The sequence below is a fragment of the Streptomyces sp. SAI-127 genome, assembly GCF_029894425.1.
Lineage (GTDB): Bacteria > Actinomycetota > Actinomycetes > Streptomycetales > Streptomycetaceae > Streptomyces.
This window is the reverse complement of sequence record NZ_JARXYJ010000001.1, coordinates 9,382,334-9,407,871: the sequence shown is the minus strand read 5'-3', so window position 1 is coordinate 9,407,871 and position 25,538 is coordinate 9,382,334. Positions and strand designations below refer to the sequence as shown.

The window sequence follows — 25,538 nt, the reverse complement described above, 5'->3', positions numbered from 1 at the left end:
GGAGGGGAGTCGGTTCAGCCGTCGAGCCGTACGACCCGGACGGCGCCGGCCGGGACGGCGAGGCGGCCCGCGGCTCGTTCGCCGGTCAGCAGTTCGGTGCCCGCCGCGTCCAGGGGCACCTTGGCCTCCGACGCGGTGTGGTTGACCACGAAGACGTAGGAACCGGACTCTCCGTTCCGCCGGACCACCTCGACGTCGTGGGGGAGGTCGGCGCGCGAGGGGAGCTGGGCGTCCTCGGCGGCCCAGCCGAGCAGCGCGTCGAGGCCCTGGGCGGCCAGGCGCGTGGAGACGTACCAGGCCGTGCCCTCGCCGTGGCGGTGCCGGGTGACGGCGGGGTGACCGGCGGCCAGGCCGTCGGCGTAGGTCCACACCGTCTCGGCGCCGCGCGGCACGACGAACTCGGTCCACACGTCGCCGGTGAGCTCGGAGCCGTCGGGTCCGGTGATCCGGACCAGCTGGTCCGGCAGGAGCGGCGAGAACTCCTCGACGGTCAGGCCCAGGACGTCCCGCAGCGCGCCCGGATGGGCACCCGCGTGCACGGCGTCGTGCTCGTCGACGATGCCGGAGAAGTACGACACGACGAGGGTGCCGCCGTTCTCGACGTACTCCCTGAGGTTGTTCCCGGCGGTCTCCGTCATCAGGTACAGGGCGGGGACGACGACAAGGGGATAAGCCGACAAGTCGGCTTCCGGATGGGCGAAGTCGACCGTGAGGTGGCGGTCGTACAGGGCCTCGTAGAAGGCGTCGGCACGCTCGCGCGCGTCGTGGTCCTCGCTGGGGCGCCAGTCGAGGTTCTGCGCCCACCAGGAGTGCCAGTCCCACAGGACGGCCACGTCCGCCTGGGTGCGGGTGCCGCGGATCGTGCTCAACGAGTCCAGAGAGGCGCCCAGTTCGACGACCTCGCGCCACACGCGGGTGTCGGTGCCACCGTGCGGGACCATCGCCGAGTGGAACTTCTCGGCGCCGCGCCGGGACTGACGCCACTGGAAGAACAGGGCTCCCTCGGAGCCGCGGGCCACGTGCGCCAGGGAGTTGCGGGCCATCTGGCCGGGGGCCTTGGCGGGGTTGCGGGGCTGCCAGTTGACCCCCGAGGTGGAGTGCTCCAGCAGGATCCAGGGAGCGCCGCCCGCGACCGAGCGGGTGAGGTCGGCGGCCATGGCGAGGTTGACGTGGGTGCGGCGGCCGTCGGTGATGAGGTAGTGGTCGTTGGTGACGATGTCGACCTCGCGGCCCCAGGCCCAGTAGTCGACCGAGTCGCACTGGCTGAGCGCGGTCATGAAGTTGGTGGTGACCGGGACGCCCGGGGAGAGCCGGTGCAGAATGTCCCGCTCCGTCACGAAGTTCTCGCGCATGGTGGCGTCGGCGAACCGCTTGTAGTCCAGCGCCTGGCCGGGGTTGCCGACGGTGGCCGCGGTGCGCGGCGGGTCGATCTGCTCGACGCTCGTGTAGTGCTGGCCCCAGAAGGCGGTGCCCCAGGCCTCGTTGACGCCGTCGACGTCGCCGTACGTCACCTGGAGCCAGCGGCGGAAGTGGGCGGCGCAGGAGTCGCAGTAGCAGGCGGAGACGGGGACGCCGTACTCGTTGTGGACGTGCCACATCGCCAGGGCCGGGTGGTCGGCGTAGCGCTCGGCGAGCCGGGTGGTGATGTTCGCGGCGGCCGCGCGGTAGGCACTGCTGCTGTGGCAGATGGCGCCGCGCGAGCCGAACGCGAGGCGGGTGCCGTCGGCCGTGACCGGCAGCGCCTCGGGGTGGGCGCGGTAGAACCAGGCGGGCGGGACGACGGTGGGCGTGCCGAGGTCGACACGGATGCCGTTCTCGTGCAGCAGGCCGAGGATCCGGTCCAGCCAGCCGAAGTCGTACACGCCCGGTTCCGGCTCCAGGAGCGCCCAGGAGAAGATCCCTACGCTGACCATGGTGACGCCGGCCTCGCGCATCAGCCGGACGTCCTCGTCCCAGACGCTCTCGGGCCACTGCTCCGGGTTGTAGTCCCCGCCGAAGGCAAGCCTGGTGAGGCCCCTGGGGGTGGTCTCCGGCATCGTCTCTCCCGTTTCGAGTGGTTGGGAACGTGCACACACAGCTCCAGAAGTGTGCGGCCCAAGATAACCGCACAGAGGCGACCCTTGCCAAGTGCCTGACCGCGAGGTTTTCTGTGCACGATCCCAGCACGGTCGCATCCTGCCCGTACCGTCCCGCCGCTCGAGCACCCTCGTGCCGCCCACAGGGGCTTAGAGTCTTGACCATGAACAATGCGGGGGGCCGGCGCAGACCACCGACGATCCACGACGTGGCCCGCGAGGCCGGGGTCTCGCGGGGCACCGTCTCGCGCGTCCTCAACGGCGGACACTACGTCAGCCCGCCCGCCCTGGAGGCGGTCAACGCCGCCATCCGCAAGACGGGGTACGTCGTCAACCGGCACGCCCGCTCGCTGATCACCGGCCGCTCCGACTCGGTCGGCTTCCTGCTCACGGAGCCCCAGGAGCGGTTCTTCGAGGACCCCAACTTCAACGTGCTGCTGCGCGGCTGCACCCAGGCGCTGGCCGCGCACGACATCCCCCTGCTGCTGATGCTGGCGGGCACCGAGGACGAGCGGCGCCGGATCAAGCGGTTCATCACGGCGGGCCACCTCGACGGCGTGCTGCTGGTCACCAGCCACTCCGCCGACCCGGTGGCCGAGGAACTGCACAAGGCAGGCGTGCCCGTCGTGCAGTGCGGCAAGCCCATGAGGTCCGGCTCGAAGGTGAGCTACGTGGCCGCGGACGACCGCGACGGCGCCCGTGACATGGTGCGCCATCTGCTGTCCCTGGGCCGCCGCCGGATCGGCATCGTGACCGGCCCGCTGGACTCGCCGGGCGGTGTCGACCGTCTCGCCGGCTACAAGGAGGTGCTGGCGGAGGCGGGCATCGGGATCGACGAGCGGCTGATCGTCTCCGGCGACTACAGCCGGGCCGCCGGGCAGGCGGGCGCCGAACGGCTGCTGGCGCAGGCTCCGGACCTGGACGCCGTGTTCGTCGCCTCCGACCTCATGGCGCTGGGCGCCCTGACGGCACTGCGCCGAGCGGGCCGGCGGATCCCCGAGGACGTGGCCGTCGGCGGCTTCGACGACTCCATCGCCGCGACCGAGGCCACCCCTCCCCTCACCACGATCCGCCAGCCCTACGACCGCATCAGCGCCGAGATGGTGCGGGTGCTGCTGGCCCAGCTGGGTGGAGAGGATCCGGCAGCGGTGATCCTGCCCACGGAGCTGGTCCGGCGCGAGTCGACCTGAGATCAGGGGTCGGCGCCACGAATGACAGGGCCGCGGACAGTCGGTCCTGCTCGGTGATGTCGCCTAGCGTTCCTCGGGCCCAGCGGGATCAGCGCCGGCGTCGAGGAAGGCAGGGCCGAGAACAGCGGCAGCCACACGCCGTGCATGACCCGGGAGGCCTTGGTCTTCGCGCCCGCCTGGACGTTGGCGGAGCTGCGCACGATGACCGCGGTCATGGGCAGGGCACCGAGCGCGCCGGCGCCCGCCCGGGCGAGCTCTTCGAGCTGCGCGAACAGGGGGCTCCGGTAAGTGCCGGCGGTCCGTGGCGGGGCGACCGGATCGGCAAGCGCGTGGACGATCACACGGTCGGGCCGGGTTGCCTGAGCCGACGACGAGTGTGTCTCATCCCCAGGCGACGAGGACACACATCCGCTGGGCGTGAGAACTCGGCAGCCCGGTCGGGGCCGGTGACTTCGTCCACGGCGATCGCCTGCCCCGCCGCAGCCGACGCCCACGCCCACGCCCGAGGCGGCGGCGCCCGGCAAGCCGTAGAAGAGAAGGCGGCCTCGCCCGACCGGGCGAGTGTGCGCCGGAACGCCTCACGGCGACCTGACCCGGCGCCTTCGTATCCGGCGGGCGGGGACCGATCAGGATCGGAGAAGCGCGCCTGCCCTCCCCCGGCCTAGCGTGAAACCACCGACACCGACCGTCGGGAACCTCATGAAGGAGCACGCCATGACCGCCGGCCTCAAGACGATCATCTACCCCGTCAAGGACCTGACCGCGGCGAAGGCCCTGTTCAGCGCACTGCTGGGGGTGGAGCCGTATGCGGATGAGCCGTACTACGTCGGTTTCAAGGACGCGGGACAGGACGTCGGCCTCGACCCGAACGGGCACGCCCGGGGCATGACCGGCCCGGTGCCGTACTGGCACGTCGACGACATCCGGGCGACGCTCGCGGCGCTGGTGGCGGCCGGGGCCGAGACGCTGCAGGACGTCCAGGACGTCGGCGGCGGCAAGCTGATCGCCTTCGTCAAGGACGCGGACGGCAACCTGGTCGGGATCACCCAGGATCCGCAGGCCTGAGCGCGTTCCTTGCGTATGCACTAGTTGCACAGACAACAAATGGCGGCATCGGTGTTACCGTGCATGTATGGCGGTGAACACGGTCTCGACCGGCCTCGAGGAACGGTGGCGGGACATCCTGTCGGTGCACGCGCGCACGATGTGCGAGATCGACCGCGTGCTGCACCCGCACGGGCTGGGAGCGAGCGATTTCGAGGTGCTCGACATCCTCGCCACCGAGTCGCGCCGGGAGGGCGACCAGTGCCGGGTGCAGAACCTCGTCGGGCGGGTGCATCTGAGCCAGAGCGCGCTGTCCCGGCTCATCGGCCGACTGGAGAAGGACGGCCTGGTGGAGCGGTCGATGTGCGTGGAGGACCGACGCGGCGTGTGGGTGTCCCTCACCCGCAAGGGCCGTGACCTGCACTCCGAAGTGCTGCCGCTGCAGCGCGGAGTGCTGGCGAAGATGCTCGACGGCTAGGGACGCCTGCGTGGTGATCGAAGACGCGGACCGCTCGCATGCGTGACGGAGAGAGCGTGTCGGAGATCGTCGAGCACGAGGTGACGGCTCCCTGGGAAGGCGTCCTGCTGGAGCCGGCCGCGGGCAGCGGCGCCGGCGTCCTGGTCCTGGCGGGATCGAGCGGTCGTGTCGATCGGCGGCGAGCGCGCCTTCTGGCTCAGCAGGGCCTTGTCGCCCTGGCCATCCGCTGGTTCGGCGGGCCCGGACAGCCGCCCGGGATCTGCGAGATCCCTCTGGAGACATTCGTCGCGGGGGTGGCCCTGCTGCGGTCTCGCGGTGTGGAGCGAATCGGCGTACTCGGCGTGTCCAAGGGCGCCGAGGCCGCACTGCTCACGGCGATCCACGAGCCGCTCGTGGACGTGGCGGTGGCCGTGTCACCCACCTCGCTGGTCTGGTGCAACGTCGGGCCCGGCCTGGACGGCCGCCGGCATCCGTACCGCTCCTCCTGGACCTGGCGGGGGCGGCCGCTGCCTTTCGTGCCCATGGACGACTCCTGGCGACCGGCGGAGCGGGCCGACGGCCCGGTGGCCATCCGCGGGTGGTACGACCTCAGCGAACGGACCTTCGCCACGCACCTGGAAGCCGCCGCGATTCCCGTGGAGCGGGCGCGCGCCGACGTACTGCTCATCGCCGGTGGTGATGACGCCATGTGGCCCTCCCTGCGGTATGCCGAACAACTGGCCGCACGACGCCGCGCGGCCGGAGGCTCGGTTCGCCTGATCAGCCATGGCGACGCGGGGCACCGGCCGCGGTTCCCCGGCGAGGGCCCCGCCGAGACCTCGAAGACATTCCGCTACGGCGGGACACAACACGCCGACGCCTCACTCGGCGAGACCGCTTGGGCGCCCGTCATCGACGCGCTCCGTGCCGCGGGGACCGCTTCCGTCTCCGTGAGTGGCTGACACGCCCTGCACCAACAACTCCCGTACCGCGGCGAAGGCGGCCTCGACGGTTGCCGGGTCCGCGCCCGGGCGGGCGAGCGCGCTCATCGGGATCGGGGTGACCTCGGGCAGACCCTCGTAGGGGGTCAGCCCGTCGGGGGCGGGGCCGACCGCCGCCAGCAGCGCCACCCCCTGCCCCGTACGGGCGATGTCCAGGACGCCCGCCAGATAGCCGGCGTCCCCGACGACCGTGGCGGGCACTCCTCGCGCGGCCAGGGTCGCGATGGCCCGGCGGCGGATCGCGCACGGGTCCTCGATGGCCACCAGCGGCACCGGAGCGGGCGCCCGCGGCGGCTCCCAGCCGGGCACGGCGTGCCAGGTCAGCGGCAGGCCGCCGACGCGGGTTCCCTCGGTAGCGGCGGCCTCGGTGACGTACACCGCGACATCCACGCTCCCGCGCTCCACGGCCTCCACGAGCCGTGCGGAGCGGTCGATGCGGAAGCGGACCCGGCAGCCGGGCCGCACCGCCTCGACCGCGGCGGTCAGCCGGGGCAGGAACTGGTCGGCGGCGTGCTCGGTGGAACCGATCGTGACCGTGTCGCCGTCGGCACCGAGGAGCGCGCGTACGGCCTCGTCGTGGACGGCGATGATCCGGCGGGCCTGTTCGAGCAGCAGGCGCCCCTCGGGGGTGAAGCGGGTGCCGCGGCCCTCGCGCTCCACGACGGGCCGCCCCAGGACCTTCTCCAGTTTGCGCACGTGCTGGCTGACGGCGGACTGGCTCAGGGTGAGAGCCAGGGCGGCCCTGTGGAAGCCGCCGCAGTCGGCTATCGCGGTCAGGCTGCGCAGGGCCACGATGTCCAGGACGGGTTGGGGCATGCCGTGACCCTAGCCGCTCGGCGCGATCGATCGCGATCCCTGATCGGTTTCGATGCGGAATCGTCGTTGGACGCGGTGCGTCAGGGCCGGTCATGATGAACGCATGTTGCACGCGACCGCTACCGCTGCCCTTCTGACGCAGCGCCGAGTCATCGACTTCGGCGTGGCGTGCAGCGCGCGCTGTCGCTGATCCTCCGCAACCTCTCCTCGCGGTCCGAGTCGACCGCGTTCTCTTCCCGCTGACACGTGACAGCCGTCTCTGGCTGCTCCTTTCCGTACGGATGCCCCCTGCCCTGAAACGGGAGCTGACCCCCTCATGCCCTCATCCTTCTCCTGGGACGAACCCGAAGGTCTCGCCGCGCGCGGCACCCTGATCGTGCTGGCCGGCCGTGGCGAACACGGCGGTGTGTACGAGCGTTTCGGCCGACGGCTCGCCTTCGACGCCTACCGGGTCCGCGCGCTCGGCGACGCGTCCGCCGATCCGGCCGTGCTCGACGAGGCGGCCAAGCTCCTCGCCGACGAGTCGCTGCCCGGCCCGAAGGTGCTGGTCGGCTCCGACACCGGCGCGCTGTACGCCACCCGGTTGGCCGCCGAGCACCCGCCCGGTCTCGACGCCCTGATCCTCGTCGGGCTGCCCACCTCCCCCTGGACGTCGGGGAGTTGGGAGGCCGAGGTCGAGGCCCGTACCGGCTGCCCCACCCACCAGGGGCGCCTCGCGAACGACCCGCACTTCCGGCGGGGCGCGCTCGACTCGCCCCCCGAACTGCCCGAACTCCACCTCGACCGCGTTCACCTCCCCGTCCTGGCGCTGCACGGCAAGGACGACACGGTGAGCCCGGTCGACGAGGCCCTCGCCGCGTACGCGGGTGTCCGGACGATCCTGTTCAACGGTGGCCGGCACGACGTCCTCAACGACGCCCTGCACCGCACCGCCGCCGCCTCGGTCGTCCTCTTCCTCGAGCGATTGCGCCTTGCTCCCGAGCTGCCGCTGATCGCCGAGGAGCGGCCATGACCGTCACGACCACCGTCGCGGAGCTCCGCGAGCAGCTCGCCTCCGCCACTCCCCCGGCCCTGCTGGACGTCCGCTGGGCGCTGGGCGATCCACACGGACGCGAGCACTACGCCGAGGGACACATCCCGGGCTCGGTCTACGTCGACCTGGACACGGAACTCGCCTCCGCCCCGAGCCCCGGGGGCGGCCGGCATCCGCTGCCCGCGATCGGGGATCTGCAGGAGGCGGCGCGCGGGTGGGGCGTCCGGGAGGGCCGACCGGTCGTCGTCTACGACGACTTGGGCAACACGGCCGCCGCCCGGGCCTGGTGGCTCCTGCGGCACGCGGGGCTCGACCGGGTGACGCTGCTCGACGGGGCACTCGGTGCCTGGCGGGCCGCCGGACTGCCCCTGAAGTCCGGGCTTCCGGCGGATCCGTCGCCGGGTGACGTCGTCCTGCGAGCGGGCGCGCTCCCCGTTCTCGATGCGGAGGAAGCCGCCGGACTGCCCCTTTCCGGGCTGCTCCTGGACGCACGGGCGGGCGAGCGGTACCGCGGGGAGGTGGAGCCGGTCGACCCCCGCGCGGGTCACATCCCGGGCGCCGTGTCCGCACCGACCGGGGAGAACCTCGCCGCGGACGGCACCTTCCTGCCGGCCGAGGAGCTCCGGAAGCGGTTCGAGGAGCTGGGTGCCGGTACGGCGGACCGGATCGGCGTGTACTGCGGCTCGGGCGTCACCGCCGCACACCAGATCGCCGCGCTGGAGATCGCCGGGTTCGAGGCGGTCCTCTTCCCCGGTTCCTGGTCCGCGTGGTCCGCCGACCCGGACCGCCCCGCCACGAAGGGAAGCCGGCCATGACGACGCATTCGCCGGCACTGCCGACCGCCTTGGACAAGCCCGCCCGGATCACCATCCGCGGGGCCACGAAGACGCGCGGTCGTGTCACGATCCCCCGTTCCGTGCGGAGGGCCGCGGGCCCCGTGGGTCTGGTCCTGCTCTGGTTCCTCACCTCGGCCACCGGGGTCCTCCCGGAGTCCGTCCTGGCCTCGCCGGTCGACGTGCTGAAGCAGGCTGTGGAGCTGACCAGGAACGGCGAACTCCCCAGCGCCATAGCCGCGTCGGGCCGCCGCGCCGCGACCGGCTTCCTCATCGGAGCGACGATCGCGCTGAGCCTGTCCCTGCTCGCCGGGCTGTTCCGGCTCGGCGAGGACGTCATCGACTCCTCGATGGGCATGTTCCGGGCGATCCCGTGGGTGGGTCTGATCCCGCTGTTCATCGTGTGGTTCGGTATCGAGGAGACGCCGAAGATCGCCCTGGTCGCGCTCGGCGTGACGTATCCGCTGTACTTCAACATCTACGGCGGCATCCGCTCGACCGACTCCCAACTCGTCGAGGCCGCACGGATGATGGGGCTCGGCAGGCTGGGTCTGATCACGTACGTGATTTTGCCGAGCGCGCTGCCCGGCGCCCTCGTGGGGCTCCGGTACGCGCTGTCCACCGCCTGGCTGGCGCTGGTCTTCGCCGAGCAGATCAACGCGGACGCGGGGCTCGGCTATCTGATGAGCAACGCCCAGCAGTACTTCCGCACGGACGTCATCGTGCTGTGCCTCGTCGTGTACGCGCTGCTCGGTCTCGCCTGTGACTTCGCCGTACGGATCCTTTCGCGCCGCCTGCTGACCTGGCGGGCCAACTTCGAGGGCGAGGCGTAGACATGGCCGACAGTGTGGAGATACGGGGGCTTTCGCGGGCCTTCGACGGCAACACCGTGCTGCACGCCCTCGATCTCGACATCCGGGAGGGCGAGTTCGTGGCCCTGCTCGGCCACAGCGGCTGCGGAAAGTCGACGCTGCTGAGGATCCTCGCCGGGCTCGACGAGGAGATCGGCGGTGAGGTCACCGTGCCCGCCCGCCGCAGTGCCGCCTTCCAGTCGCCGAGGCTGCTGCCGTGGCTGAAGGTGTGGCGCAACGTCGTCCTCGGGCTGCCCGGGCGTCCGGACCGTGCCCTGGCCGAGCGTGCCCTCGCCGAGGTCGGTATCGCCGACCGGGCCTCCGTGTGGCCCAAAACGCTCTCCGGGGGCCAGGCCCAGCGCGTCTCCCTGGCCCGCGCTCTGGTCCGCGAGCCCGAACTGCTGCTCCTGGACGAGCCGTTCGGCGCCCTCGACGCCCTCACCCGGGGCCGGGTGCAGCAGTTGGTGGCCGAGCTGTGGCAGCGGCACGGCTGCGCGATCCTCCTGGTCACCCATGACGTGGAGGAGGCGCTGCTGCTCGCCGACCGGGTGCTGGTGATGGACGAGGGCCGTATCGCCCACGAACTCACCGTCGACCTGCCCCGCCCCCGTGATCTGACCGCCCCCGAGTTCGTCTCCCTGCGCGCCCGCCTCCTGAACTGGCTCGGCGTGACCCGTACGTTGGAAGGAACCCCGTCGTGATCCGCAGAATCGCAGCCGCCGCACTGAGCTTCTCCGCCCTGCTGGCGCTGACCGGCTGCGGCGCGGATTCCTCCGCGGACGCCTCGTCGAAGGACGGCACCCTCGTCATCGGCGACCAGGCCAAGACCCTTCAGACGATCGTCGCCGCCTCCGATGCCCTCAAGGGCGCCAAGTACAAGGTGAAGTGGGCCGAGTTCGAGGGCGCGGCTCCGCTCTACCAGGCCGTGCAGGCGGGCGCCGCCGACACGACGTACTCCGCGGATCTCCCCGCCCTCCAGGCGCTCAGCGGTGGGGTGAAGTTCAAGAACGTGGCCGCACTGAAGAACGACGGCCGGCATGTCGGCATCGTCGTGGGCAAGGACTCCGGCATCGACAGCGTCAAGGACCTCAAGGGCCAGAAGGTCGTGGTGTCCTCGGCGAAGGGCAGCATCGCCGAGTATCTGCTGGCCAATGTGCTCGAGCAGAACGGGCTCAGCTACTCGGACGTGAAGGTGCAGTACCTGCTGCCGACCGACGCGCAGGCCGCCTTCGCCTCCGGAAAGATCAAGGCCTGGGCGACCTTCGGCGTCTACCAGGCCGTCGGCCTGGAGCAGGGCGGCAAGCTGCTCGTGGACGGTGCCGACGGCCGGGTCAGCGGCTACGGCTTCGTCGGCGCGTCCGAGGAAGCCTTGGCCGACCCCTCGAAGAAGGCCGCGCTCGCCGACTTCCTCAGGCGGCTCGGTACCGCCCTGGAATGGACCAGCACCCACCAGGACGCCTACGCCAAGGCCATCGAGGCCCGCAACGGCGCCGACGCCTCCGTGGCGAGGACGCTGGCCTCGGCGGCGTACGGCAAGGTCCTGCCGATCACCGACGACGTGAACAAGACCGTCCAGGACGTGGCCGACCTCATGAACGGCATCGGCGTTCTGGAGCCGAACGTGGACGTGGCGAAGTCGGCCGACACGTCTCTTCTCAACTAGGAGCCCCCATGCCTGTCGAGTTCATCAGTGCCGTCCACACCGACTCCGGAGCCTCCGGTCCCGCTGCCGCGAGCCGCACCGGCTTCGACCGGGACCACCTGCGCAGGTACGCCCGCGCCCTGGACGACGGCGGCTTCGACCACACCCTGGTCGCCTATCACTCGGCATCGCCGGACGCCTTCCAGGTCGCCCAGTTCGTCGCGACCCACACCGAACGCATCCGCCCGATCCTGGCCCACCGGCCGGGCGTCGTCTTCCCCACGCACGCGTCCCGTGCCCTCGCCACCCTGGACCGGATCAGCGACGGGCGGCTGAGCGTCCACATCATCTCCGGCGGCAGCGACGAGGAACAGCGCCGGGAGGGCGACTATCTCAACAAGGCCGAGCGGTACGAGCGTTCGGACGAGTACATCCAGATCCTGAGGAAGGTGTGGCAGGCCGACGGGCCGGTCTCGCACGAGGGCAGGCACTTCCGGTTCGAGGGCTACTACTCGGACGTGAAGCCGGTGAACGGGCTGATCCCCATCTCTGTCGGCGGCTCCTCGCCGGACGCGTACCGGGTCGGCGGACAGCAGGGCGACATCTTCGGCCTGTGGGGCGAGCCGCTGAAGGAGACCGGCGAACAGATCGCCGCCGTGAACGCGGTCGCCGATGCCGTCGGCCGCCCCCACCCGCGTATCTGGGTGTCGTTCCGCCCGATCATCGCGCCGACCGACGAACTGGCCTGGGAGAAGGCGCACCGCACGCTCGGCGTCCTCAAGGACCAGGCGCGCAACACCGAGTTGCTGCGGCACTACCGCACCACCGGGCGCCCGGCCAACGTCGGCTCGCAGCGCCTCCTCGACATCGCCGAGCGGGGCGAGGTGCACGACCGCTGCCTGTGGACCGCCCCGGCGGTCGCCACCAACGCGGCCGGGGCGTCCACCGCCCTGGTCGGCTCTCCGGAGACCGTGGCGCAGGCCCTGCTCGACTACGTCGACATCGGCTGCGACCTGCTGTCGATCCGCGGCTACGACCCGCTCAACGATGCCATCGACTACGCCCGTCACGTCCTGCCGCTCGTGCGGCAGGAACTCGCCCACCGCGCCGCCACCGGCCAGGCCGCCTGACGGAGACCCCGTGCACACGCCCCAGGAGGACATCACTCTGCTCGCGATCGGAACGAAGGCGCTGAACCCATGACGGCAACGCGGGACACCACCGTGTCGGCACGCTTCCTGGGGCTGCTGGCCCGCGATCTTCCGCCCGACAGGCTGAGCACGGACCCGGGTGTGCTCACCGCCCACGCCACCGATCGCTCGGGCACCCGGCTCACCGGCGAGCCGCTTGCCGTGGTGCGTGCCCGGCGCACGGAGGACGTGACCGTCACGCTGCGGCACGCCCACGAACTGCGCGTCCCGGTCGTCCCCCGGGGCGCGGGCACCGGTCTGTCGGGCGGGGCGACGGCGGACGAGGGCGCCGTGGTGCTGGATCTCTCCGGGATGAACCGCATCCTCGAACTCTCCGCCGACGACCAGCTCACCGTCGTCGAACCAGGCGTGATCACCGCCGAGTTGGACCGGGCCGCGGGCGCGCACGGACTGCGGTACGCGCCCGATCCGGCGAGTGCGGCCCTGTCCACGATCGGCGGGAACATCGCAACGAACGCGGGCGGGCTGCGGTGCGCCAAGTACGGGGTGACCCGGGACAGCGTGCTCGGTCTGGAGGCCGTCCTCGCCGACGGTACGGTGATCGGCACCGGCCGCCGTACGGTCAAGGGGGTCACCGGCTATGACCTCACCGCCCTGCTGACCGGCTCGGAGGGCACCCTCGCGGTGATCACCGCGGCGACGCTTCGCCTCAGGCCGGTTCCCGTGGCGACGGCTACCCTCGCCGCGTACTTCCCGTCCTTCGAGGCGGCGGCCGAGGCGTCGTACACGATCGCTCGGGCCGGGGTCGAACCCGCGCTGGCCGAGCTCGTCGACGGGCCCGTACTGCAGGCCATCGACCCGGCGCTGCGGGAGCGGGGCGCCGCGCTGCTGGTGGTGCAGTGCGACGGGGCGGGTGCGGCGGCCGAGGCGGCAGCCGTCGCCGGGCTGCTCGGGCCCCTCGCCTCGACGGTGGAGACGACCGAGGATCCCGCCGAGGCCGAGGCACTGCTGGCCGCCCGCCGGCTCGCGCTGCCCGCTCTGGAGCGGCTGGGCCGCCCGCTGATCGAGGACATCGCGGTGCCGCGCTCCCGGCTCGCCCGGGCCGTGCGGGAGATCCGGGCGATCTCGGCCCGCCACGACGTTCCCGTGTTCACCATCGCGCACGCGGCGGACGGCAACCTGCACCCGATCATCGTCGTCGACCCGGACCTTGACCGGCTGCCGGATGCCGCGTGGGAGGCGGCCGGAGAGATCTTCGCGCTGGCGCTCAGGCTCGGGGGCACCCTGACCGGCGAACACGGGGTGGGAGTGCTCAAGCGGCAGTGGGTGGCCGAGGAACTCGGGCCCGCCGCACATGCGTTGCAGCGTCGGATCAAGGAGGTGTTCGATCCGCGGGGCATTCTCAACCCCGGAAAGGCGCTGTGAAACCGCGCCCGCTCCTGCCGGGCATGACCGCCGGTCCGCGGGTCATGTTGAACAGCAGACGCCGAGCGGGGAAGGGGGTGGACGCCTTGGCCGTGGGAGAGGACCGGGCGGCCCAGTTCCACAGCTACGCGACGAACTCCCTGGAGGAGGCGCACGACGCGATCGCGGCCCACTACTACGATCTGCGTCTCGAAGTCGTCGGCCAGGCAACGGAGTTCGAGACCAGGCTCAGTGTCGTCGAACTCGGCGCGCTCACCGTGGGCGACGTCCGCTTCGGCACCGAGATGCGGATGAGCTTCGGCGAGCCGGGCGTGTACCACGTCGCCGTGCCCTTCGGCGGCTGCTTCAGCGTCCAGGAGGGGCACGGGGTCACGGACTTCGCAACCGAGCGGCGGGCACTGGTCTTCGATCCGGCGCGGGAGATCCACATCGACACCTGGTCCGCCGACTGCCAGGCACTCACCGTCAAGATCGACAAGGCGGCCGTGCTCAGGCAGTTGGAGGTGCTGCTGGGCCGGTCGGTGCGGCGCCCGCCGCGCTTCGGGCCGTACATGGACGTCTCGCGGGGGCCCGGCCTGAGCTGGGTGCGCCTCGCGATGTGGAACCTGCTCGAGCGGAACGTCCCGCTCGGGCTGCTGAGCCACCCGATGATCCGCGGCCGTCTCGAACAGACCCTCCTGGAGGGAATGCTGCTGGCCACCGACCACACCTTCCGCGACGCCTTGGAGGCCCCTCCCCCGCCGATGCGCCCGGCGTCGGTGAAGCGGGTCATGGACGCCGTACAGGAGCTGCCCGCCGAGCCGTACGACGCGAACCGGCTGGCGGCCATCGCCCAGGTCAGTCTGCGCACCCTGCAGGAAGCTTTCCGCAGCAATGTCGGCATGTCGCCCATGGCATACGTCCACGAGGTACGGCTCCAGCGCGTCCACCGGCAGCTGCGGGCGGCGGCGCCGGGCACGACGACCGTGACGGAAGTGGCTCATGCGTGGGGGTTCGTCCATCTGGGCCGGTTCGCGCGGCGGTACCGGGAGCGCTACGGGGAGTCACCCTCACAGACACTGCGCGCCACGTGAGCCGTTGCGCCCGCCGATCCGCCGCGTTTTACGGACATGCGCCACGCATTCCGGAGCGACGGCCTGCCGGATCGGTCCTATGGTCGGGTCACGGCGATCGCACAGCGCACCGGGGATGAGCAGGGTCGGCGCCGCTCATCTCTGTTTTCGCAGGCGATAACCGGGGTGCGGCGGCGGGAGCAGGTCCGCGCCCCTCTGCGGGCCCGGCCGCGCCCCCTCCGTCGCATGTGGTGGCCGGGCCCCACTGTGTGATCGGCCCTACGGCCGAGCCAGCAGCGTGCGCACGCCCTCGGACGTGAGCGTCAGCGGGTGCGACGAGCTGGCGTCGATCGAGAGCGACAGATCGCCGTCCGGCCACTGCGCGGCGAGCGCGCCCAGCGGCACCAGACGGTAGCGGGACACGAACGGAAGCAGTTCGGCCATCTCCGTCTCCGAGGTGAACACGGGCACCACAGGAGCGCCGTCCTGCTGTTCCAGCACGGGCAGCGCCACGGTCGTGTCCTCGTCCGCGGCGTCGTCGGGCACCGGAATGAGCACGTCGCTGGTGGCGAGCGTGTCCAGCGCCGTCGCGTCCTCGGTGTTCTGCGTCAGCGCGTCCAGCGCCCGCTGGGCCGGTGTGACGGTGTTGTCGTTGGCGGGTGTGTCCATGGCAGATCCCCTGGTAGCGGCGGTCGTGCGGCCCCGCCCGCGGGCATGATCGCCCAAGGCGCGGTGCTGCTCGCGTACCCGAGCGTGCCGAGAGCATGCGTTCGGGACGTCAGGGAATCAGCGCGATGTGCTCCGAGGGCAGACCGAGGGTGTCGCATCCGACCCGCCGTAGAAGAGGCTCGTACATGCTGGGTCCCACATGGGTCCAGTACGTGGCCGCGTCCCGGAAGTAGCGCTGCATCCGTTCGCCGTCGCGCGCGTGGCGGGAGCCTGCCGTGCGGAACAGGATGCCCTGGAGGACGTCCCAGGCCATACGCCCCGCGTTCAGGAACGTCAGGGCGAGCCGGTTGTCCTCGACGGCCGTGAAGGGTGCCTCGCCGCTGACGTTGCGGCGGCAGGCATCCATCCAGTCCTCGGCGGTCTGCCTGAGGGCCGCCTCGGCCAGGTGGATCACGCTACCGGACGTAGTACGCCCGCCAGGCGCCGGCGGGCTCGTCGGGGGCCACGAAGCGGGTGAACGTGACCCATTCGGCGAAGGCCGGCAGCAGCCGCCGTACGCCTGCCGCCGCCTCGGCGAAACGAGGGGTGGCCCAGGGACTGCCGGGCTCGGCGAAGACGCGCTGCATGTCGATGACGGCGGGCAACCCGGTCGTCATACGACGCCCTCCTGTGCGCGGACCCGCCCGCGGCCGAGGGCCAGCGTGCCGAGGAAGCCGAGCGCCAGGGCGGCCAGCACTCCGAGGTTGGCGTACGCCCAGGCACCGGACTTGCCGCCGAGGCCGAAGGGGTCGAGCAGATAGCCCTGCCAGTCCAGCCAGCTGGCGGCCGAGTTGGTGACCAGGCCCCAGCCGAGGGCGGTGGCGAGAACCGTCAGGATCAGCGGGGTGGGCGGCATGTCGCCGTAGCGGCCGCTCGGACGGTAGAGGTCGGCCTCGTCGTAGTCACGGCGGCGCAGGGAGAGGTCGGCGAGCATGATGCCGCACCAGGCGGCGATGGGGACGCCGAGGGTGGTGAGGAAGCCCATGAACTGGCCGAGGAAGTCGTCGGCGAAGAACACGATGTAGACGGAGCCCGCGATCATCAGGACACCGTCGACGAGTGCCGCGAGCGGGCGCGGGATCCTGAGGCCCGCCGAGAGCAGGGCGAGGCCCGAGGAGTAGATGTCGAGGACCGCGCCGCCGACCAGGCCGAGAACCGCGACGACGGCGAAGGGCACCAGGAACCAGGTGGGCAGGATGGTGGTGAGCGCGCCGATCGGGTCGGCGGCGACGGCCTGGTTGAGCTTGGTGGACGATCCGGCCAGCAGCAGTCCGAAGACCAGCAGGAGCAGTGGGGCCACGGAGGCGCCGAAGGTGGTCCAGCCGACCACGCCCCGGCTCGACGAAGTGCGGGGCAGATAGCGGGAGTAGTCGGCGGCGGCGTTGACCCAGCCGAGACCGAAGCCGGTCATCATGAAGACCAGCGCGCCGATGAACTCCTGGGCGGAGCCCGCCGGGAGGGCGCTGACGGTGCTCCAGTGGATGTGGTCGGCGACCAGCCCGATGTAGACGACGGTCAGTACGCCCGTCACCACGGTGATCACGGTCTGGAGCCGCATGATCAGGTCGAAGCCCATCACCCCGCCGACGACGGTGAGCCCCGCGACCACGATCAGGGCGATCACCTGGGTCTCGGTGCCGCCGCCCCAGCCGAGCCGTCCGAAGACGGTCGCCGTGGCCAGGGTGGCGAGGGAGCACAGCACGGTCTCCCAGCCGACGGTGAGCACCCAGGAGACCACCGACGGAAGGCGGTTGCCGCGCACTCCGTAGGCGGCGCGGCTGAGCACCATGGTCGGCGCGGAGCCCCGCTTGCCGGCGACCGCGACGAAGCCGCACAGCAGGAACGAGAAGACGATCCCGATCACGCCGGCCACCAGTGCCTGCCAGAAGGAGATCCCGAAGCCCAGCGCGAAGGAGCCGTAACTCAGGCCGAGGATGGACACGTTGGCGCCGAACCACGGCCAGAACAGCGTCCGCGGGGTGCCCTTGCGTTCGGCGTCGCCGATCACGTCCAGCCCGTGGGTCTCGACCTGGAGCTGCCGGGCGGTGGATCTGCTGTCGGGGGATCCCGAGGAGTCTGTCATCGTCGACCTGCCTGTTCAGACGTGTTGGGGCGACGGTAGGCAGGGGGCGCGGGGGCGTCAATCACGCATCGCCCGCAAGAGGCGCCCTATGACCTCCGAGGATCACAGCCGTCCCGCGCTCCCCTCTACTGGATTGCGAGCCGACGAGGAGTCGGAAACGGCTGAGCCCGATGCGGTACTGCCGGGCGAAGGACGGGGGTGTCCGCGGTGCGGGCTTCGAGGTTTCTCTCCGCAGTGGCGCTGTCCGTGTGTGCGGCCACCCTGGCGGGCGGTTGCGCGGACGGCGGCGACGGGAGCGGCCCGGGGCCCGTACCGCGGTCCGTCCGCGCCCAGGACGATCTGCTGAAGAGCGCCGAATCCGCGCTTGTACGACGGTGTCTGACGGAGCGCCAAATAGCGGCGCGTGCCGACGGCAGCGACGGGCAGGGGCGGGGGGTCGCACCGCGACGGGAGTTCCCGTACGGGATCGACGATCCCGGCTGGGCGGCCCGGCACGGGTTCGGTATCCCCGTGGAGCGTGGCCCGCGGGAGCAGGAGGTCAGCGCTTCGAAGGAGCAACAGCGCCTCTCCGACGCCCTGTTCGGCACCGGGCGCCGTGAGCTGTCCACCCGCACGGCCACCGGACTGGTCGTCCGGGCCAACAGCGACGGTTGTCTCGCCGAGGCACAGCGGGTCCTCTACGGCGACCTGGGCCGCTGGTTCCGCACCGAGGTCACGGTCAACAACCTCGCTGCCACCGCTCACCGGCGGGTGACCCAGGACCCGGTCCACCGGGCCGCGCTCGCCCGCTGGTCGCGCTGTGTCGCACCCGTACAGCACGCCGACAGCCCCGGGGAGCTGCGCGGTGCGTGGCAGCGCCGGGCCCGTGACCTCGCTCCACGGGAAGCGACCGCTCTGCAACAGCGGTACGCCGTGACCGAGGCACGGTGCGTGCGGCGCACGGACCTCGCCCTGACCGGTGCGCGGCTGGAGAAGCGGTACGCCGCCGAACTGCGCGCCGAGTACGCCGACGTGATCGCCGAGCACCGTCAGCTGCGGGACCACGGGCTGCGGTACGCCGTGCGGCACGGCCTCTGAGGCTCTTTCCTGTCACCTCACCAACACCACATCGAAGGGATCGACATCATGCGCAAGACCTTCATCACCGCGGCCGGACTGTTCCTCGCCGCCGGCACCGCCCTGGCCGTCGTGCCGGGCACGGCCCAGGCCGCCGCACCCTGCGGCCAGGGGAGCTTCTGCGCCTACACCGACGCCAACTACGGCGGACTGGCGGTGGGTTGGACCGGCGACGACGGCTGGTGGGAGAGCAACATCGCGGACGAGGACAGCTCGTGGGCCAACCACGGCATCTCGGGCCCGGGCATCAAGGACCACGTCAAGGTGTACGCCAGTGCCTGGCAGGGCGGCGGTGTCACCATCTGCCTGAGCCCCGGGCAGGAGGTGCCGTACAACGCGGGCGCCAACGACCGGGGGGACTCGCACACCTGGACCAGCAGCTGCTGAACGCACGGATCCGGCCGCTGGAGGGTGGGGGCGAACCTGCCCCCGCTCATCCCCGGCACGCCGGCCTGCAGCGGCGGCCCGAGCCGGGCCGGCGTCATCGCCGCTGCGGCCGGTGCCGTGGCCCACGGCTGAGGGGCGGTCTCCCTGGCCCGTTTCGTGCCGGTGGTCCGCGCCCTCGCCTCGCACTTCGCGGGCACCGACAGCCCGCCCTACCGGGCGTGCCAGCGGAGAGGGTCGGGGCGGCGGGCAAGGGTGCCGGCCGGGCCCACCAGGGCGGTCAGCCGTACGAGTTCAGCGGTGCTTGATGCCGGCCTCGGCGCCGGGGGCGAGGGTGGGTTCGGTGACGGGGACGTCGCCGAGTGCCTGGCCGACGGCGGTCAGCAGGTCGTCGGACAGCTCCACGCCGGACGCGGCGGCATTGGCGTGGACCTGGTCGGGGCGGGAGGCACCGGTGATCGCGGAGGCGACCTCGCCGCGGCGCAGGACCCACGCGAGCGCCAGGGTGGCCATGCTCATCCCGGCCCCCTCCGCGATCGGGACGAGGCGCTGGACCGCTTCGAGGATGGCGTCGCTGTAGACGAGGTCCTGGGAGACCGCCATGTCCGCGGAGGCGAACCGGCTTCCTTCGGGGACGGGCTGTCCGGGCTTGTACTTGCCGGTGAGCACCCCCTGCGCCAGCGGCGACCAGACGATCTGGGAGACGCCGTTGGCGGCGCACAGGCCGAACACCTCGGCCTCGGGGGCCTGCCAGAGCATGGAGTACTGCGGCTGGGAGGAGACGAACAGATCGGGGCCTGCGAGGTCGATCGCGGCCCGGATCTGTTCGGGGGTCCACTCGCTGAAGCCGATGTAGCGGGCCTTGCCCTGCTCGACGACCTTCTGGAACGCCTCGACGGTGTCCTCGATCGGCACGCCGGAGTCGAAGCGGTGCGCCTGGTACAGGTCGACGTGGTCGGTCCTGAGGCGGGTGAGGGAGGCGTCGATCTGCTGGGCGATGTGGGCGGGGGACAGTCCACGGTCGGCCGGGTCGTCCGACATCGGGAAGTAGACCTTGGTGGCAAGGATGTAGGAGTCACGGGGGTGGCCGGACAGGATCTCGCCCCAGGCCGTCTCGGCGGCTCCCCGTCCGTAGGCGTTGGCGGTGTCGAAGAAGTTGATGCCCGCGTCGAAGGCCGCCTCGGTGCAGGCGCGGGTCGCGTCCGCCTCGACGCCGCCGGAGTAGGTGAGCCAGGACCCGAGCGAGATCTCCGAGACGTTCAGGTCCGAGCTGCCGAGTGTGCGGTACCGCATGGTTGTCGCTCCTTGTGTCGGGTGGGCCGCCGGCTCCCGGGCAGGCTTACGAGGCTGCTGTCCACTGCACTGACGACCATGCCACGCGTCCGTCGACACCGTCGTCAGCGGTCGGTGTCACTCGGCGTCGAGCTGGTGGTCGGCCCAGACGTAGCTCTCGGGCAGCAGGTCGGTGATGCGCACGGTCCGGGGGCGGACGTCATCGCCGACGATGACCTCGATCTCGGGGAAGTAGTCGAGAAGAACCTGTCGGCACCGGCCGCATGGCGGGACGACCCCTCGGTCGCGATCCCCCACAGCGACGATCGTCTCCAGTTCGTAGGCGCCCTGGGCGGCCGCCGCACCGATGAGGACCAGTTCGGCGCAGGGGCCTCCTGTGAAGTGGTAGGCGTTCACGGCGGTGATGATCCGCCCGTCCCGGGCACGGGCCGCGGCTGCCATGGTGTGGTTGTCGCCTCGGCAGCGCGTGCGAGCGACGTGCGCCGCGGCCTGGACGAGTTCGTGATCGACGGGGTGGGTCTGCGTGGTCAACTTCTCTGCCTCGGTCGTTGGTTCAGGCGACGTCGACAGTATCGGCGGTGGGCCGGCTCCTGGAGTCACGCGCGCTCGAAAGGGATCACACGGACCTGTGCGACAGCCGGAGGGGCAGCCGACTCACCCTTCGCGCAGCGCCTTGTGGATCTCGCCCAGTGAGTCGGTGAGCCGTACGTAGTCGTCGCGGGCCAGCTGCTACTTCCCGCTGGTGGAACCGGCCACGCTGAGCGGGATCGACGCGGCCTCGGCCCGTGTCCTGGCGGACGGCACGGACAGCGCCGATCCGGTGTTCCTGAGCACCCTCAGAGCCGACCGCGAGGCGTTCAGGGCACGCCACCCGAAGCTCACGGCGGATGCCGACGGAGCGCGCGTCCTGCGCAGCGTCCTGATGAAACCGGACTCCGAGCACCACGTGGAGCACGTACACGCCCGGGTCGAACAGCTCGCACGGGCCGTCTCCCACGGCTCCTCACCTGCCCGTCTACTGCGATCGCAGTAGAGGCAAGTGTCTGCGAACGGCCAACGACGAGAGAGTGCGGGACTGCGAGCGTGAGAGCGGGCCGGGATTGCCGGCCCGATCACGTGGTGCACCCCTCGAAAGGCTCGTCGATGTCCCCTCTCGCCCGCTGGTGCCACCGGCACCGGCTCGCCGTCGTCCTGGCCTGGGTGGGCCTGTTGCTCGCCCTTGGGGCCGGAGTCGGAGCGGCCGGCAGCGCCTTCGGCAACAGCCCGACCTCGCAGAACACCGACTCGGCCAAGGCATCGGCCCTGCTGGAGCAGGCCTCCGACAGCGCGGCGGGCAAGAGCGGCAGAGTGGTCTGGCAGGCCGGCGGCGACAAGGTCACCGGGCCCGCAACCGAGCGGACGATGAACGGTGTGCTGGGGCGTATCTCCGACGCTCCGGGAGTCACCTCCGTGACCAGCCCGTACACCGCGGCCGGATCGGCTCAGGTCAGCAGGGACGCCAGGACGGCCTACGCCACGGTCGCGTTCGACCGTGAGGTGAGCGACGCCCAGATCGACCACGTCAAGGAGCTCGCGACCGCTCCGGAGTCGGGCGATCTGCACATCGCGCTCAACGGGCAGGCGTTCACCGTCACCCCCGAGCCGAACGCGGTCGCCGACGCCATGGGCATCGCCCTCGCCTTCGTCGTGCTGCTGTTCGTCTTCCGTGCGGTCTGGGTGGCGGTGCTGCCGATCGTCACGGCCATCGTCGGCGTCGGCACCTCCGCGGTCGCGGTGATGCTGCTCAGCCACCTCATCACGCTGTCCGACACCACGCTGACCCTCGGTTCGCTGATCGGCCTCGGTGTGGGCATCGACTACGCCCTGTTCATCGTCAACCGGCACCGTGCCCACTTGAAGGCGGGCATGGGCGTCGCGGAGTCGACGGCCAAGGCGCTCAACACCTCCGGCCGGGCGGTGGTGTTCGCCGGGCTGACCGTCGTCGTCGCGCTGCTCGGCATGCTCACCCTGAACGTCGGCATCATCAACGGCATGGCCATCGGCGCGGCCGTCACCGTCGTACTGACCGTCCTGGCCGCCATCACTTTGCTGCCCGCTCTTCTCGGCATGATCGGACCCCGGGTCCTCAGCCGCGGTGAGCGCCGCGCACTCGCCGTACACGGGAGCGGTCCGGAGAGCGGGGCCGGTCTGTGGGCCCGGTGGGCGCAGCGGGTGCAGGACCGGCCCAAGGCCCTCGGACTGCTCGCCCTGGCCGTGCTGGCGGCGCTCGCGTTCCCGACTCTGTCGCTGCGTCTGGGCGCTTCCGACGACGGCAACCTGCCCACGACGTCGACGAACCGTCAGGCGTACGACATGATCGCGGACGGTTTCGGACCCGGCTTCAACGGCCCCCTCGTCCTCGCCGTGCAGGCCCCCACCGCGGCCGACAGGGCGGCCGAGGCGAAGCTCGTCACCGCGCTCGGCAGGGTCGACGGTGTCGCCGGTGCCACCGCCGCCCCGATGAAGGAGGGGCAGACGGTCGGGGTGATCTCCGTCGTCCCGACGACCTCACCGCAGTCGGCGGCCACCTCCGATCTGATCGGCCACCTGCGCGAGGACGTGATTCCGCAGGCGGAGCAGGGCACGTCGCTGAAGGTCTACGTCGGCGGGACCACCGCGAGCAACGACGACTTCGCGTCGGTCCTGATGTCCAAGCTCCCGGTGTTCGTGCTGGTGATCGCGGCGCTCGGTTTCCTGCTGCTGACCGTCGCCTTCCGCAGCCTGCTCATCCCCGCCGTCGGTGCCGTACTGAACATCCTCAGTATCGGGGTGGCCTTCGGCGCGATCGTCGTCGTCTTCCAGTACGGCTTCGGCGCCTCGCTCCTCGGGCTCGGCGCCGCCGGACCGATCGAGTCGTTCGTGCCGATCCTGGTCGTCGGCATCATGTTCGGCCTGTCCATGGACTACCAGGTCTTCCTGGTCAGCCGGATGCGCGAGGAGTGGGCCCACACCGGTGACAGCCACCGGGCCGTGCGGGTCGGCCAGGCCGAGACGGGCAAGGTGATCACCGTCGCCGCCGCCATCATGTTCTGTGTCTTCGGCTCCTTCGTGTTCGGCGGCATGCGGGTGATCTCCGAGTTCGGTGTGAGTCTCGCCGTGGCCGTCGCCCTGGACGCGCTCCTGATCCGGATGGTGGTCGTCCCCGCGCTCATGCACCTGTGCGGGCGCGCGAACTGGTGGCTGCCGCGACGGCTGGACAAGGCGCTTCCCAACGTGTCGGTGGAGGGGCCCCCGGACGAGCCGGCCCGACCGCGGCACCCGGTCCGGGAGCCGCAGCCGGCCGGACTGACCGACTGAGAACGACCGTCACGTCGTAGCGACGACACACACGCGGGCCGTTGGCAGGCCGGGGTGGACCCGACTGTCACCGGCCCGCGCTCCATACAGTGAGGACATGCAGGTGACAGCTATGAGGCGGTGGGCGGCCCGTCATGACCGGATCAGGGACGCGTCTCCCGCGGTGGTGCTGATCGTCGTCGCCGTGGCCGCGGCGGCCGCAGGGAACTCCGGCTGGCACGCGCCCCGAGCCGCGGGGGTGGCCTGGACGGCGCTGTCCTGTGTCCCCCTCGCGTTCCGGAGCCGTTGGCCGCTGCCCGTCGTCGTGCTCACCCTGGCGGTCGAACTGACCGCCATGGCCCTGGTTCCCGACCGCGTGTCGACCCCGGCGGCGAGCCTCGTCGCCCTGTACACACTCGCGACCCGCAGCGGCCGGCGCACCGCCTGGACCGTCGGCGTCATCGCCGCTGTCGCCATCACCGCTGTCTACGCGACGACCCACCAGGAGCCGCTTCTCGTGGGGACCAGTCTGCTGCGGTTCGACTTCGCGATCGCGGCCACCGCCCTGGGCGACGCGGTCCGCAGCCGTCGCCTGCACCTCGCGCGGGTCGAGGCACGCGCGGAACGCGCCGAGCGCACAAGGGAGGAGGAGGCCCGTCGGCGCGTCGCCGAGGAACGCGTCCGCATCGCGCGCGACCTTCACGACGTGGTGGCTCACCACATCACCCTCGTCAACGCCCAGGCAGGGGTGGCCCATCACCTCATGCGCACCGACCCCGACCGCGCCTACGAAGCCTTGGCCCACATCAAGGAGACCAGCCGCGCCGCGCTGGACGAACTACGGGCCACCGTCGGCCTGTTGCGCCAGCCGGACGACGCGCCCGACTCCCGGGCGCCGCTTCCGGGACTCGCCGACCTCGACGCTCTGATCGGCGGTATCCGCGCCGGCGGCCTGTCCGTGACGGTGACCCGCACCGGCCTGCCCCGGCCCGTGGCCCCGGCGACCGAACTGACGGCCTACCGCATCATCCAGGAGTCCCTCACCAACACCCACAAGCACGCCCGCGCGGCCCACGCCGACGTATTCCTGGACTATGGTGCCGCGACCCTGCGCGTGACCATCGGCGACGACGGCCGCGGCCACACCCCCAAGGGGCCCGGCACCGGCCATGGACTGATCGGCATGCGCGAGCGCGCCACCGCCATCGGCGGCACCCTCACCGCCGGTCGAACTCCCGACGGCGGGTTCCGGGTCGTCGCCGAACTGCCGCTGTCCCTCACCCCCGCGATCGCCTGACCACCCCGAGGAAACACCGCCCATGACGATTCGCGTACTGCTCGCCGACGACCAGGCCCTGCTGCGCGGCACCTTCCGCCTGCTCATCGACGCCCAGCCGGACATGGAGGTGGTCGCGGAGGCGGCCAACGGCCGCGAGGCGGTCCGACTGGCCCGGTCCGAGCGTGCCGACGTGGTGGTCATGGACATCCGCATGCCCGAAGTCGACGGCATCGAGGCCACCCGTCTCATCGGCCAGGACGAGGACCTGGCCGGAGTCAAGGTCCTCGTCCTGACGACCTTCGAGGTGGACGAGTTCGTCATCGAGGCGCTTCGGGCGGGCGCGAGCGGCTTCCTCGGCAAGGGGGTGGAACCGGCCCAACTGCTCGACGCCATCCGTCTCGTGGAGGCGGACGAGGCGCTGCTGTCCCCCGCGGCCACCAAGAGCCTCATCGCCCGCGTCATGGCCCAGCCCGCCGCGGGCGACCTCGCCGACCCCGGCCGCCTGACCACGCTGACACCCCGGGAACGCGAGGTGATGTCCCTGGTGGCCACCGGCCTGTCCAACGACGAGATCGCCGAACGCCTCTTCGTCACCCCCGTCACCGTCAAGACCCACGCCAACCGCGCCATGGCCAAACTCGGCGCCCGGGACCGCGCCCAACTCGTCGTCATCGCCTACGAGACCGGCCTGGTCCGCGCCGGAGAGCGACGGGAGTGATCGCCCCGCCCGTTCGCACACGGTCACCACGCCCTACTCTTCCTCTGTTCGAAACACCCACGGACACAGGGG

General features: G+C 71.5%; 25 protein-coding genes and 2 pseudogenes. 18 read left to right on the top strand and 9 right to left on the bottom strand.

The window, feature by feature from the left end; genetic code table 11:
* Positions 1 to 14: 14 nt before the first annotated feature.
* The gene (locus M2157_RS43050; RefSeq protein ID WP_280867896.1) at positions 15 to 2,036 is read right to left on the bottom strand and encodes a beta-galactosidase; all 2,022 of its coding nucleotides are present in this window, start codon (positions 2,034 to 2,036) and stop codon (positions 15 to 17) included.
* A 197-nt stretch (positions 2,037 to 2,233) separates the two neighbouring features.
* Here M2157_RS43050 and M2157_RS43045 point away from each other — a divergent pair, with 197 nt between their 5' ends.
* Positions 2,234 to 3,265: a LacI family DNA-binding transcriptional regulator gene (locus M2157_RS43045; RefSeq protein ID WP_280855726.1), complete on the top strand. Its 1,032-nt coding sequence runs from the start codon at positions 2,234 to 2,236 to the stop codon at positions 3,263 to 3,265.
* Between the two features lie 80 nt (positions 3,266 to 3,345).
* Here the strand turns inward: M2157_RS43045 and M2157_RS43040 are convergent.
* Positions 3,346 to 3,501, bottom strand: a pseudogene (locus M2157_RS43040) (SulP family inorganic anion transporter); the annotation flags it as partial.
* Positions 3,502 to 3,979: 478 nt separating this feature from the next.
* Here M2157_RS43040 and M2157_RS43035 point away from each other — a divergent pair.
* The 3 genes from M2157_RS43035 to M2157_RS43025 all read left to right on the top strand — a co-directional run bounded on the left by M2157_RS43035 (position 3,980) and on the right by M2157_RS43025 (position 5,728).
* Positions 3,980 to 4,330, top strand: coding sequence for a VOC family protein (locus M2157_RS43035; protein ID WP_280855727.1), 351 nt, complete (start codon positions 3,980 to 3,982; stop codon positions 4,328 to 4,330).
* A gap of 67 nt (positions 4,331 to 4,397) precedes the next feature.
* Entirely contained in the window at positions 4,398 to 4,787 is a 390-nt protein-coding gene (locus tag M2157_RS43030) for a MarR family transcriptional regulator (RefSeq protein ID WP_280867895.1), read from the top strand.
* 38 nt (positions 4,788 to 4,825) lie between these two features.
* Positions 4,826 to 5,728, top strand: coding sequence for an acyl-CoA thioester hydrolase/BAAT C-terminal domain-containing protein (locus M2157_RS43025; protein ID WP_280855729.1), 903 nt, complete (start codon positions 4,826 to 4,828; stop codon positions 5,726 to 5,728).
* Here M2157_RS43025 and M2157_RS43020 read toward each other — a convergent pair.
* Positions 5,648 to 6,583, bottom strand: coding sequence for a LysR family transcriptional regulator (locus M2157_RS43020; protein ID WP_280855730.1), 936 nt, complete (start codon positions 6,581 to 6,583; stop codon positions 5,648 to 5,650). The genes M2157_RS43025 and M2157_RS43020 overlap by 81 nt on opposite strands.
* 316 nt (positions 6,584 to 6,899) lie before the next feature.
* Between M2157_RS43020 and M2157_RS43015 the strand changes: the two genes are divergently transcribed.
* From M2157_RS43015 to M2157_RS42980, 8 genes are all read left to right on the top strand, one after another.
* On the top strand, positions 6,900 to 7,595 hold the full coding sequence (locus M2157_RS43015) for a lysophospholipase (RefSeq protein WP_280867894.1): 696 nt from the start codon (positions 6,900 to 6,902) through the stop codon (positions 7,593 to 7,595).
* A complete protein-coding gene (locus M2157_RS43010) occupies positions 7,592 to 8,431 on the top strand; it encodes a sulfurtransferase (protein WP_280867893.1) in 840 nt (279 codons plus the stop codon). The genes M2157_RS43015 and M2157_RS43010 overlap by 4 nt, the downstream gene beginning before the upstream one ends.
* Entirely contained in the window at positions 8,428 to 9,282 is an 855-nt protein-coding gene (locus tag M2157_RS43005; RefSeq protein WP_280855733.1) for an ABC transporter permease, read from the top strand. Before M2157_RS43010 ends, M2157_RS43005 begins: the two co-directional genes overlap by 4 nt.
* Before the next feature lie 2 nt (positions 9,283 to 9,284).
* On the top strand, positions 9,285 to 10,001 hold the full coding sequence (locus M2157_RS43000; protein ID WP_280855734.1) for an ABC transporter ATP-binding protein: 717 nt from the start codon (positions 9,285 to 9,287) through the stop codon (positions 9,999 to 10,001).
* A complete protein-coding gene (locus M2157_RS42995) occupies positions 9,998 to 10,963 on the top strand; it encodes an ABC transporter substrate-binding protein (protein ID WP_280867892.1) in 966 nt (321 codons plus the stop codon). The genes M2157_RS43000 and M2157_RS42995 overlap by 4 nt, the downstream gene beginning before the upstream one ends.
* A gap of 8 nt (positions 10,964 to 10,971) precedes the next feature.
* Positions 10,972 to 12,072 (top strand): LLM class flavin-dependent oxidoreductase, encoded by a 1,101-nt coding sequence (locus M2157_RS42990; RefSeq protein ID WP_280855736.1) that lies wholly within the window; start codon positions 10,972 to 10,974, stop codon positions 12,070 to 12,072.
* Between the two features lie 69 nt (positions 12,073 to 12,141).
* Positions 12,142 to 13,518, top strand: coding sequence for an FAD-linked oxidase C-terminal domain-containing protein (locus M2157_RS42985; RefSeq protein ID WP_280867891.1), 1,377 nt, complete (start codon positions 12,142 to 12,144; stop codon positions 13,516 to 13,518).
* 92 nt (positions 13,519 to 13,610) lie between these two features.
* Positions 13,611 to 14,591, top strand: coding sequence for an AraC family transcriptional regulator (locus M2157_RS42980; RefSeq protein ID WP_280868351.1), 981 nt, complete (start codon positions 13,611 to 13,613; stop codon positions 14,589 to 14,591).
* A gap of 258 nt (positions 14,592 to 14,849) precedes the next feature.
* On the opposite strand, the gene M2157_RS42975 is transcribed toward M2157_RS42980, so the two are convergent.
* The 4 genes and pseudogenes from M2157_RS42975 to M2157_RS42960 all read right to left on the bottom strand — a co-directional run bounded on the left by M2157_RS42975 (position 14,850) and on the right by M2157_RS42960 (position 17,361).
* Positions 14,850 to 15,239, bottom strand: coding sequence for an SseB family protein (locus tag M2157_RS42975; RefSeq protein ID WP_062050704.1), 390 nt, complete (start codon positions 15,237 to 15,239; stop codon positions 14,850 to 14,852).
* Positions 15,240 to 15,348: 109 nt separating this feature from the next.
* Positions 15,349 to 15,693 carry a hypothetical protein gene (locus tag M2157_RS42970; RefSeq protein WP_280867890.1) on the bottom strand — a complete coding sequence of 115 codons (345 nt, stop codon included), beginning with the start codon at positions 15,691 to 15,693 and terminating at the stop codon, positions 15,349 to 15,351.
* A 10-nt stretch (positions 15,694 to 15,703) separates the two neighbouring features.
* Positions 15,704 to 15,895, bottom strand: a pseudogene (locus M2157_RS42965) (cysteine hydrolase); the annotation flags it as partial.
* Entirely contained in the window at positions 15,892 to 17,361 is a 1,470-nt protein-coding gene (locus tag M2157_RS42960; RefSeq protein ID WP_280855742.1) for a cytosine permease, read from the bottom strand. The pseudogene M2157_RS42965 and the gene M2157_RS42960, both read right to left, overlap by 4 nt.
* A 234-nt stretch (positions 17,362 to 17,595) precedes the next feature.
* On the opposite strand from M2157_RS42960, the gene M2157_RS42955 reads away from it, so the two are divergent.
* Both M2157_RS42955 and M2157_RS42950 read left to right on the top strand, forming a co-directional pair.
* Positions 17,596 to 18,438 carry a hypothetical protein gene (locus M2157_RS42955; RefSeq protein WP_280855743.1) on the top strand — a complete coding sequence of 281 codons (843 nt, stop codon included), beginning with the start codon at positions 17,596 to 17,598 and terminating at the stop codon, positions 18,436 to 18,438.
* Between the two features lie 48 nt (positions 18,439 to 18,486).
* Positions 18,487 to 18,864 carry a peptidase inhibitor family I36 protein gene (locus M2157_RS42950; protein WP_280855744.1) on the top strand — a complete coding sequence of 126 codons (378 nt, stop codon included), beginning with the start codon at positions 18,487 to 18,489 and terminating at the stop codon, positions 18,862 to 18,864.
* Between the two features lie 291 nt (positions 18,865 to 19,155).
* On the opposite strand, the gene M2157_RS42945 is transcribed toward M2157_RS42950, so the two are convergent.
* Positions 19,156 to 20,154: an aldo/keto reductase family protein gene (locus M2157_RS42945; protein WP_280867889.1), complete on the bottom strand. Its 999-nt coding sequence runs from the start codon at positions 20,152 to 20,154 to the stop codon at positions 19,156 to 19,158.
* Positions 20,155 to 20,271: 117 nt separating this feature from the next.
* Positions 20,272 to 20,685, bottom strand: coding sequence for a cytidine deaminase (locus tag M2157_RS42940; RefSeq protein ID WP_280867888.1), 414 nt, complete (start codon positions 20,683 to 20,685; stop codon positions 20,272 to 20,274).
* Positions 20,686 to 20,896: 211 nt separating this feature from the next.
* Here M2157_RS42940 and M2157_RS42935 point away from each other — a divergent pair, with 211 nt between their 5' ends.
* The 4 genes from M2157_RS42935 to M2157_RS42920 all read left to right on the top strand — a co-directional run bounded on the left by M2157_RS42935 (position 20,897) and on the right by M2157_RS42920 (position 25,466).
* Positions 20,897 to 21,187, top strand: a complete 291-nt coding sequence (locus tag M2157_RS42935) for a hypothetical protein (protein ID WP_280855747.1) — start codon at positions 20,897 to 20,899, stop codon at positions 21,185 to 21,187.
* Between the two features lie 110 nt (positions 21,188 to 21,297).
* Entirely contained in the window at positions 21,298 to 23,490 is a 2,193-nt protein-coding gene (locus tag M2157_RS42930) for an MMPL family transporter (RefSeq protein WP_280867887.1), read from the top strand.
* 97 nt (positions 23,491 to 23,587) lie between these two features.
* The gene (locus tag M2157_RS42925; protein ID WP_280855749.1) at positions 23,588 to 24,766 is read left to right on the top strand and encodes a sensor histidine kinase; all 1,179 of its coding nucleotides are present in this window, start codon (positions 23,588 to 23,590) and stop codon (positions 24,764 to 24,766) included.
* A gap of 22 nt (positions 24,767 to 24,788) precedes the next feature.
* Positions 24,789 to 25,466, top strand: coding sequence for a response regulator transcription factor (locus M2157_RS42920; protein ID WP_280855750.1), 678 nt, complete (start codon positions 24,789 to 24,791; stop codon positions 25,464 to 25,466).
* Positions 25,467 to 25,538: the final 72 nt, after the last annotated feature.

Coding starts and splice junctions, on each gene's coding strand:
- M2157_RS43025 (WP_280855729.1), top strand. CDS start 4,826: ATGCGTGACGGAGAGAGCGTGTCGGAGATCGTCGAGCACGAGGTGACG.
- M2157_RS42975 (WP_062050704.1), bottom strand. CDS start 15,239: ATGGACACACCCGCCAACGACAACACCGTCACACCGGCCCAGCGGGCG.
- M2157_RS43020 (WP_280855730.1), bottom strand. CDS start 6,583: ATGCCCCAACCCGTCCTGGACATCGTGGCCCTGCGCAGCCTGACCGCG.
- M2157_RS42925 (WP_280855749.1), top strand. CDS start 23,588: ATGCAGGTGACAGCTATGAGGCGGTGGGCGGCCCGTCATGACCGGATC.
- M2157_RS42990 (WP_280855736.1), top strand. CDS start 10,972: ATGCCTGTCGAGTTCATCAGTGCCGTCCACACCGACTCCGGAGCCTCC.
- M2157_RS43030 (WP_280867895.1), top strand. CDS start 4,398: ATGGCGGTGAACACGGTCTCGACCGGCCTCGAGGAACGGTGGCGGGAC.
- M2157_RS42985 (WP_280867891.1), top strand. CDS start 12,142: ATGACGGCAACGCGGGACACCACCGTGTCGGCACGCTTCCTGGGGCTG.
- M2157_RS42950 (WP_280855744.1), top strand. CDS start 18,487: ATGCGCAAGACCTTCATCACCGCGGCCGGACTGTTCCTCGCCGCCGGC.
- M2157_RS42945 (WP_280867889.1), bottom strand. CDS start 20,154: ATGCGGTACCGCACACTCGGCAGCTCGGACCTGAACGTCTCGGAGATC.
- M2157_RS43005 (WP_280855733.1), top strand. CDS start 8,428: ATGACGACGCATTCGCCGGCACTGCCGACCGCCTTGGACAAGCCCGCC.
- M2157_RS42930 (WP_280867887.1), top strand. CDS start 21,298: ATGTCCCCTCTCGCCCGCTGGTGCCACCGGCACCGGCTCGCCGTCGTC.
- M2157_RS43050 (WP_280867896.1), bottom strand. CDS start 2,036: ATGCCGGAGACCACCCCCAGGGGCCTCACCAGGCTTGCCTTCGGCGGG.
- M2157_RS43035 (WP_280855727.1), top strand. CDS start 3,980: ATGACCGCCGGCCTCAAGACGATCATCTACCCCGTCAAGGACCTGACC.
- M2157_RS43015 (WP_280867894.1), top strand. CDS start 6,900: ATGCCCTCATCCTTCTCCTGGGACGAACCCGAAGGTCTCGCCGCGCGC.
- M2157_RS42960 (WP_280855742.1), bottom strand. CDS start 17,361: ATGACAGACTCCTCGGGATCCCCCGACAGCAGATCCACCGCCCGGCAG.
- M2157_RS43010 (WP_280867893.1), top strand. CDS start 7,592: ATGACCGTCACGACCACCGTCGCGGAGCTCCGCGAGCAGCTCGCCTCC.
- M2157_RS43000 (WP_280855734.1), top strand. CDS start 9,285: ATGGCCGACAGTGTGGAGATACGGGGGCTTTCGCGGGCCTTCGACGGC.
- M2157_RS42920 (WP_280855750.1), top strand. CDS start 24,789: ATGACGATTCGCGTACTGCTCGCCGACGACCAGGCCCTGCTGCGCGGC.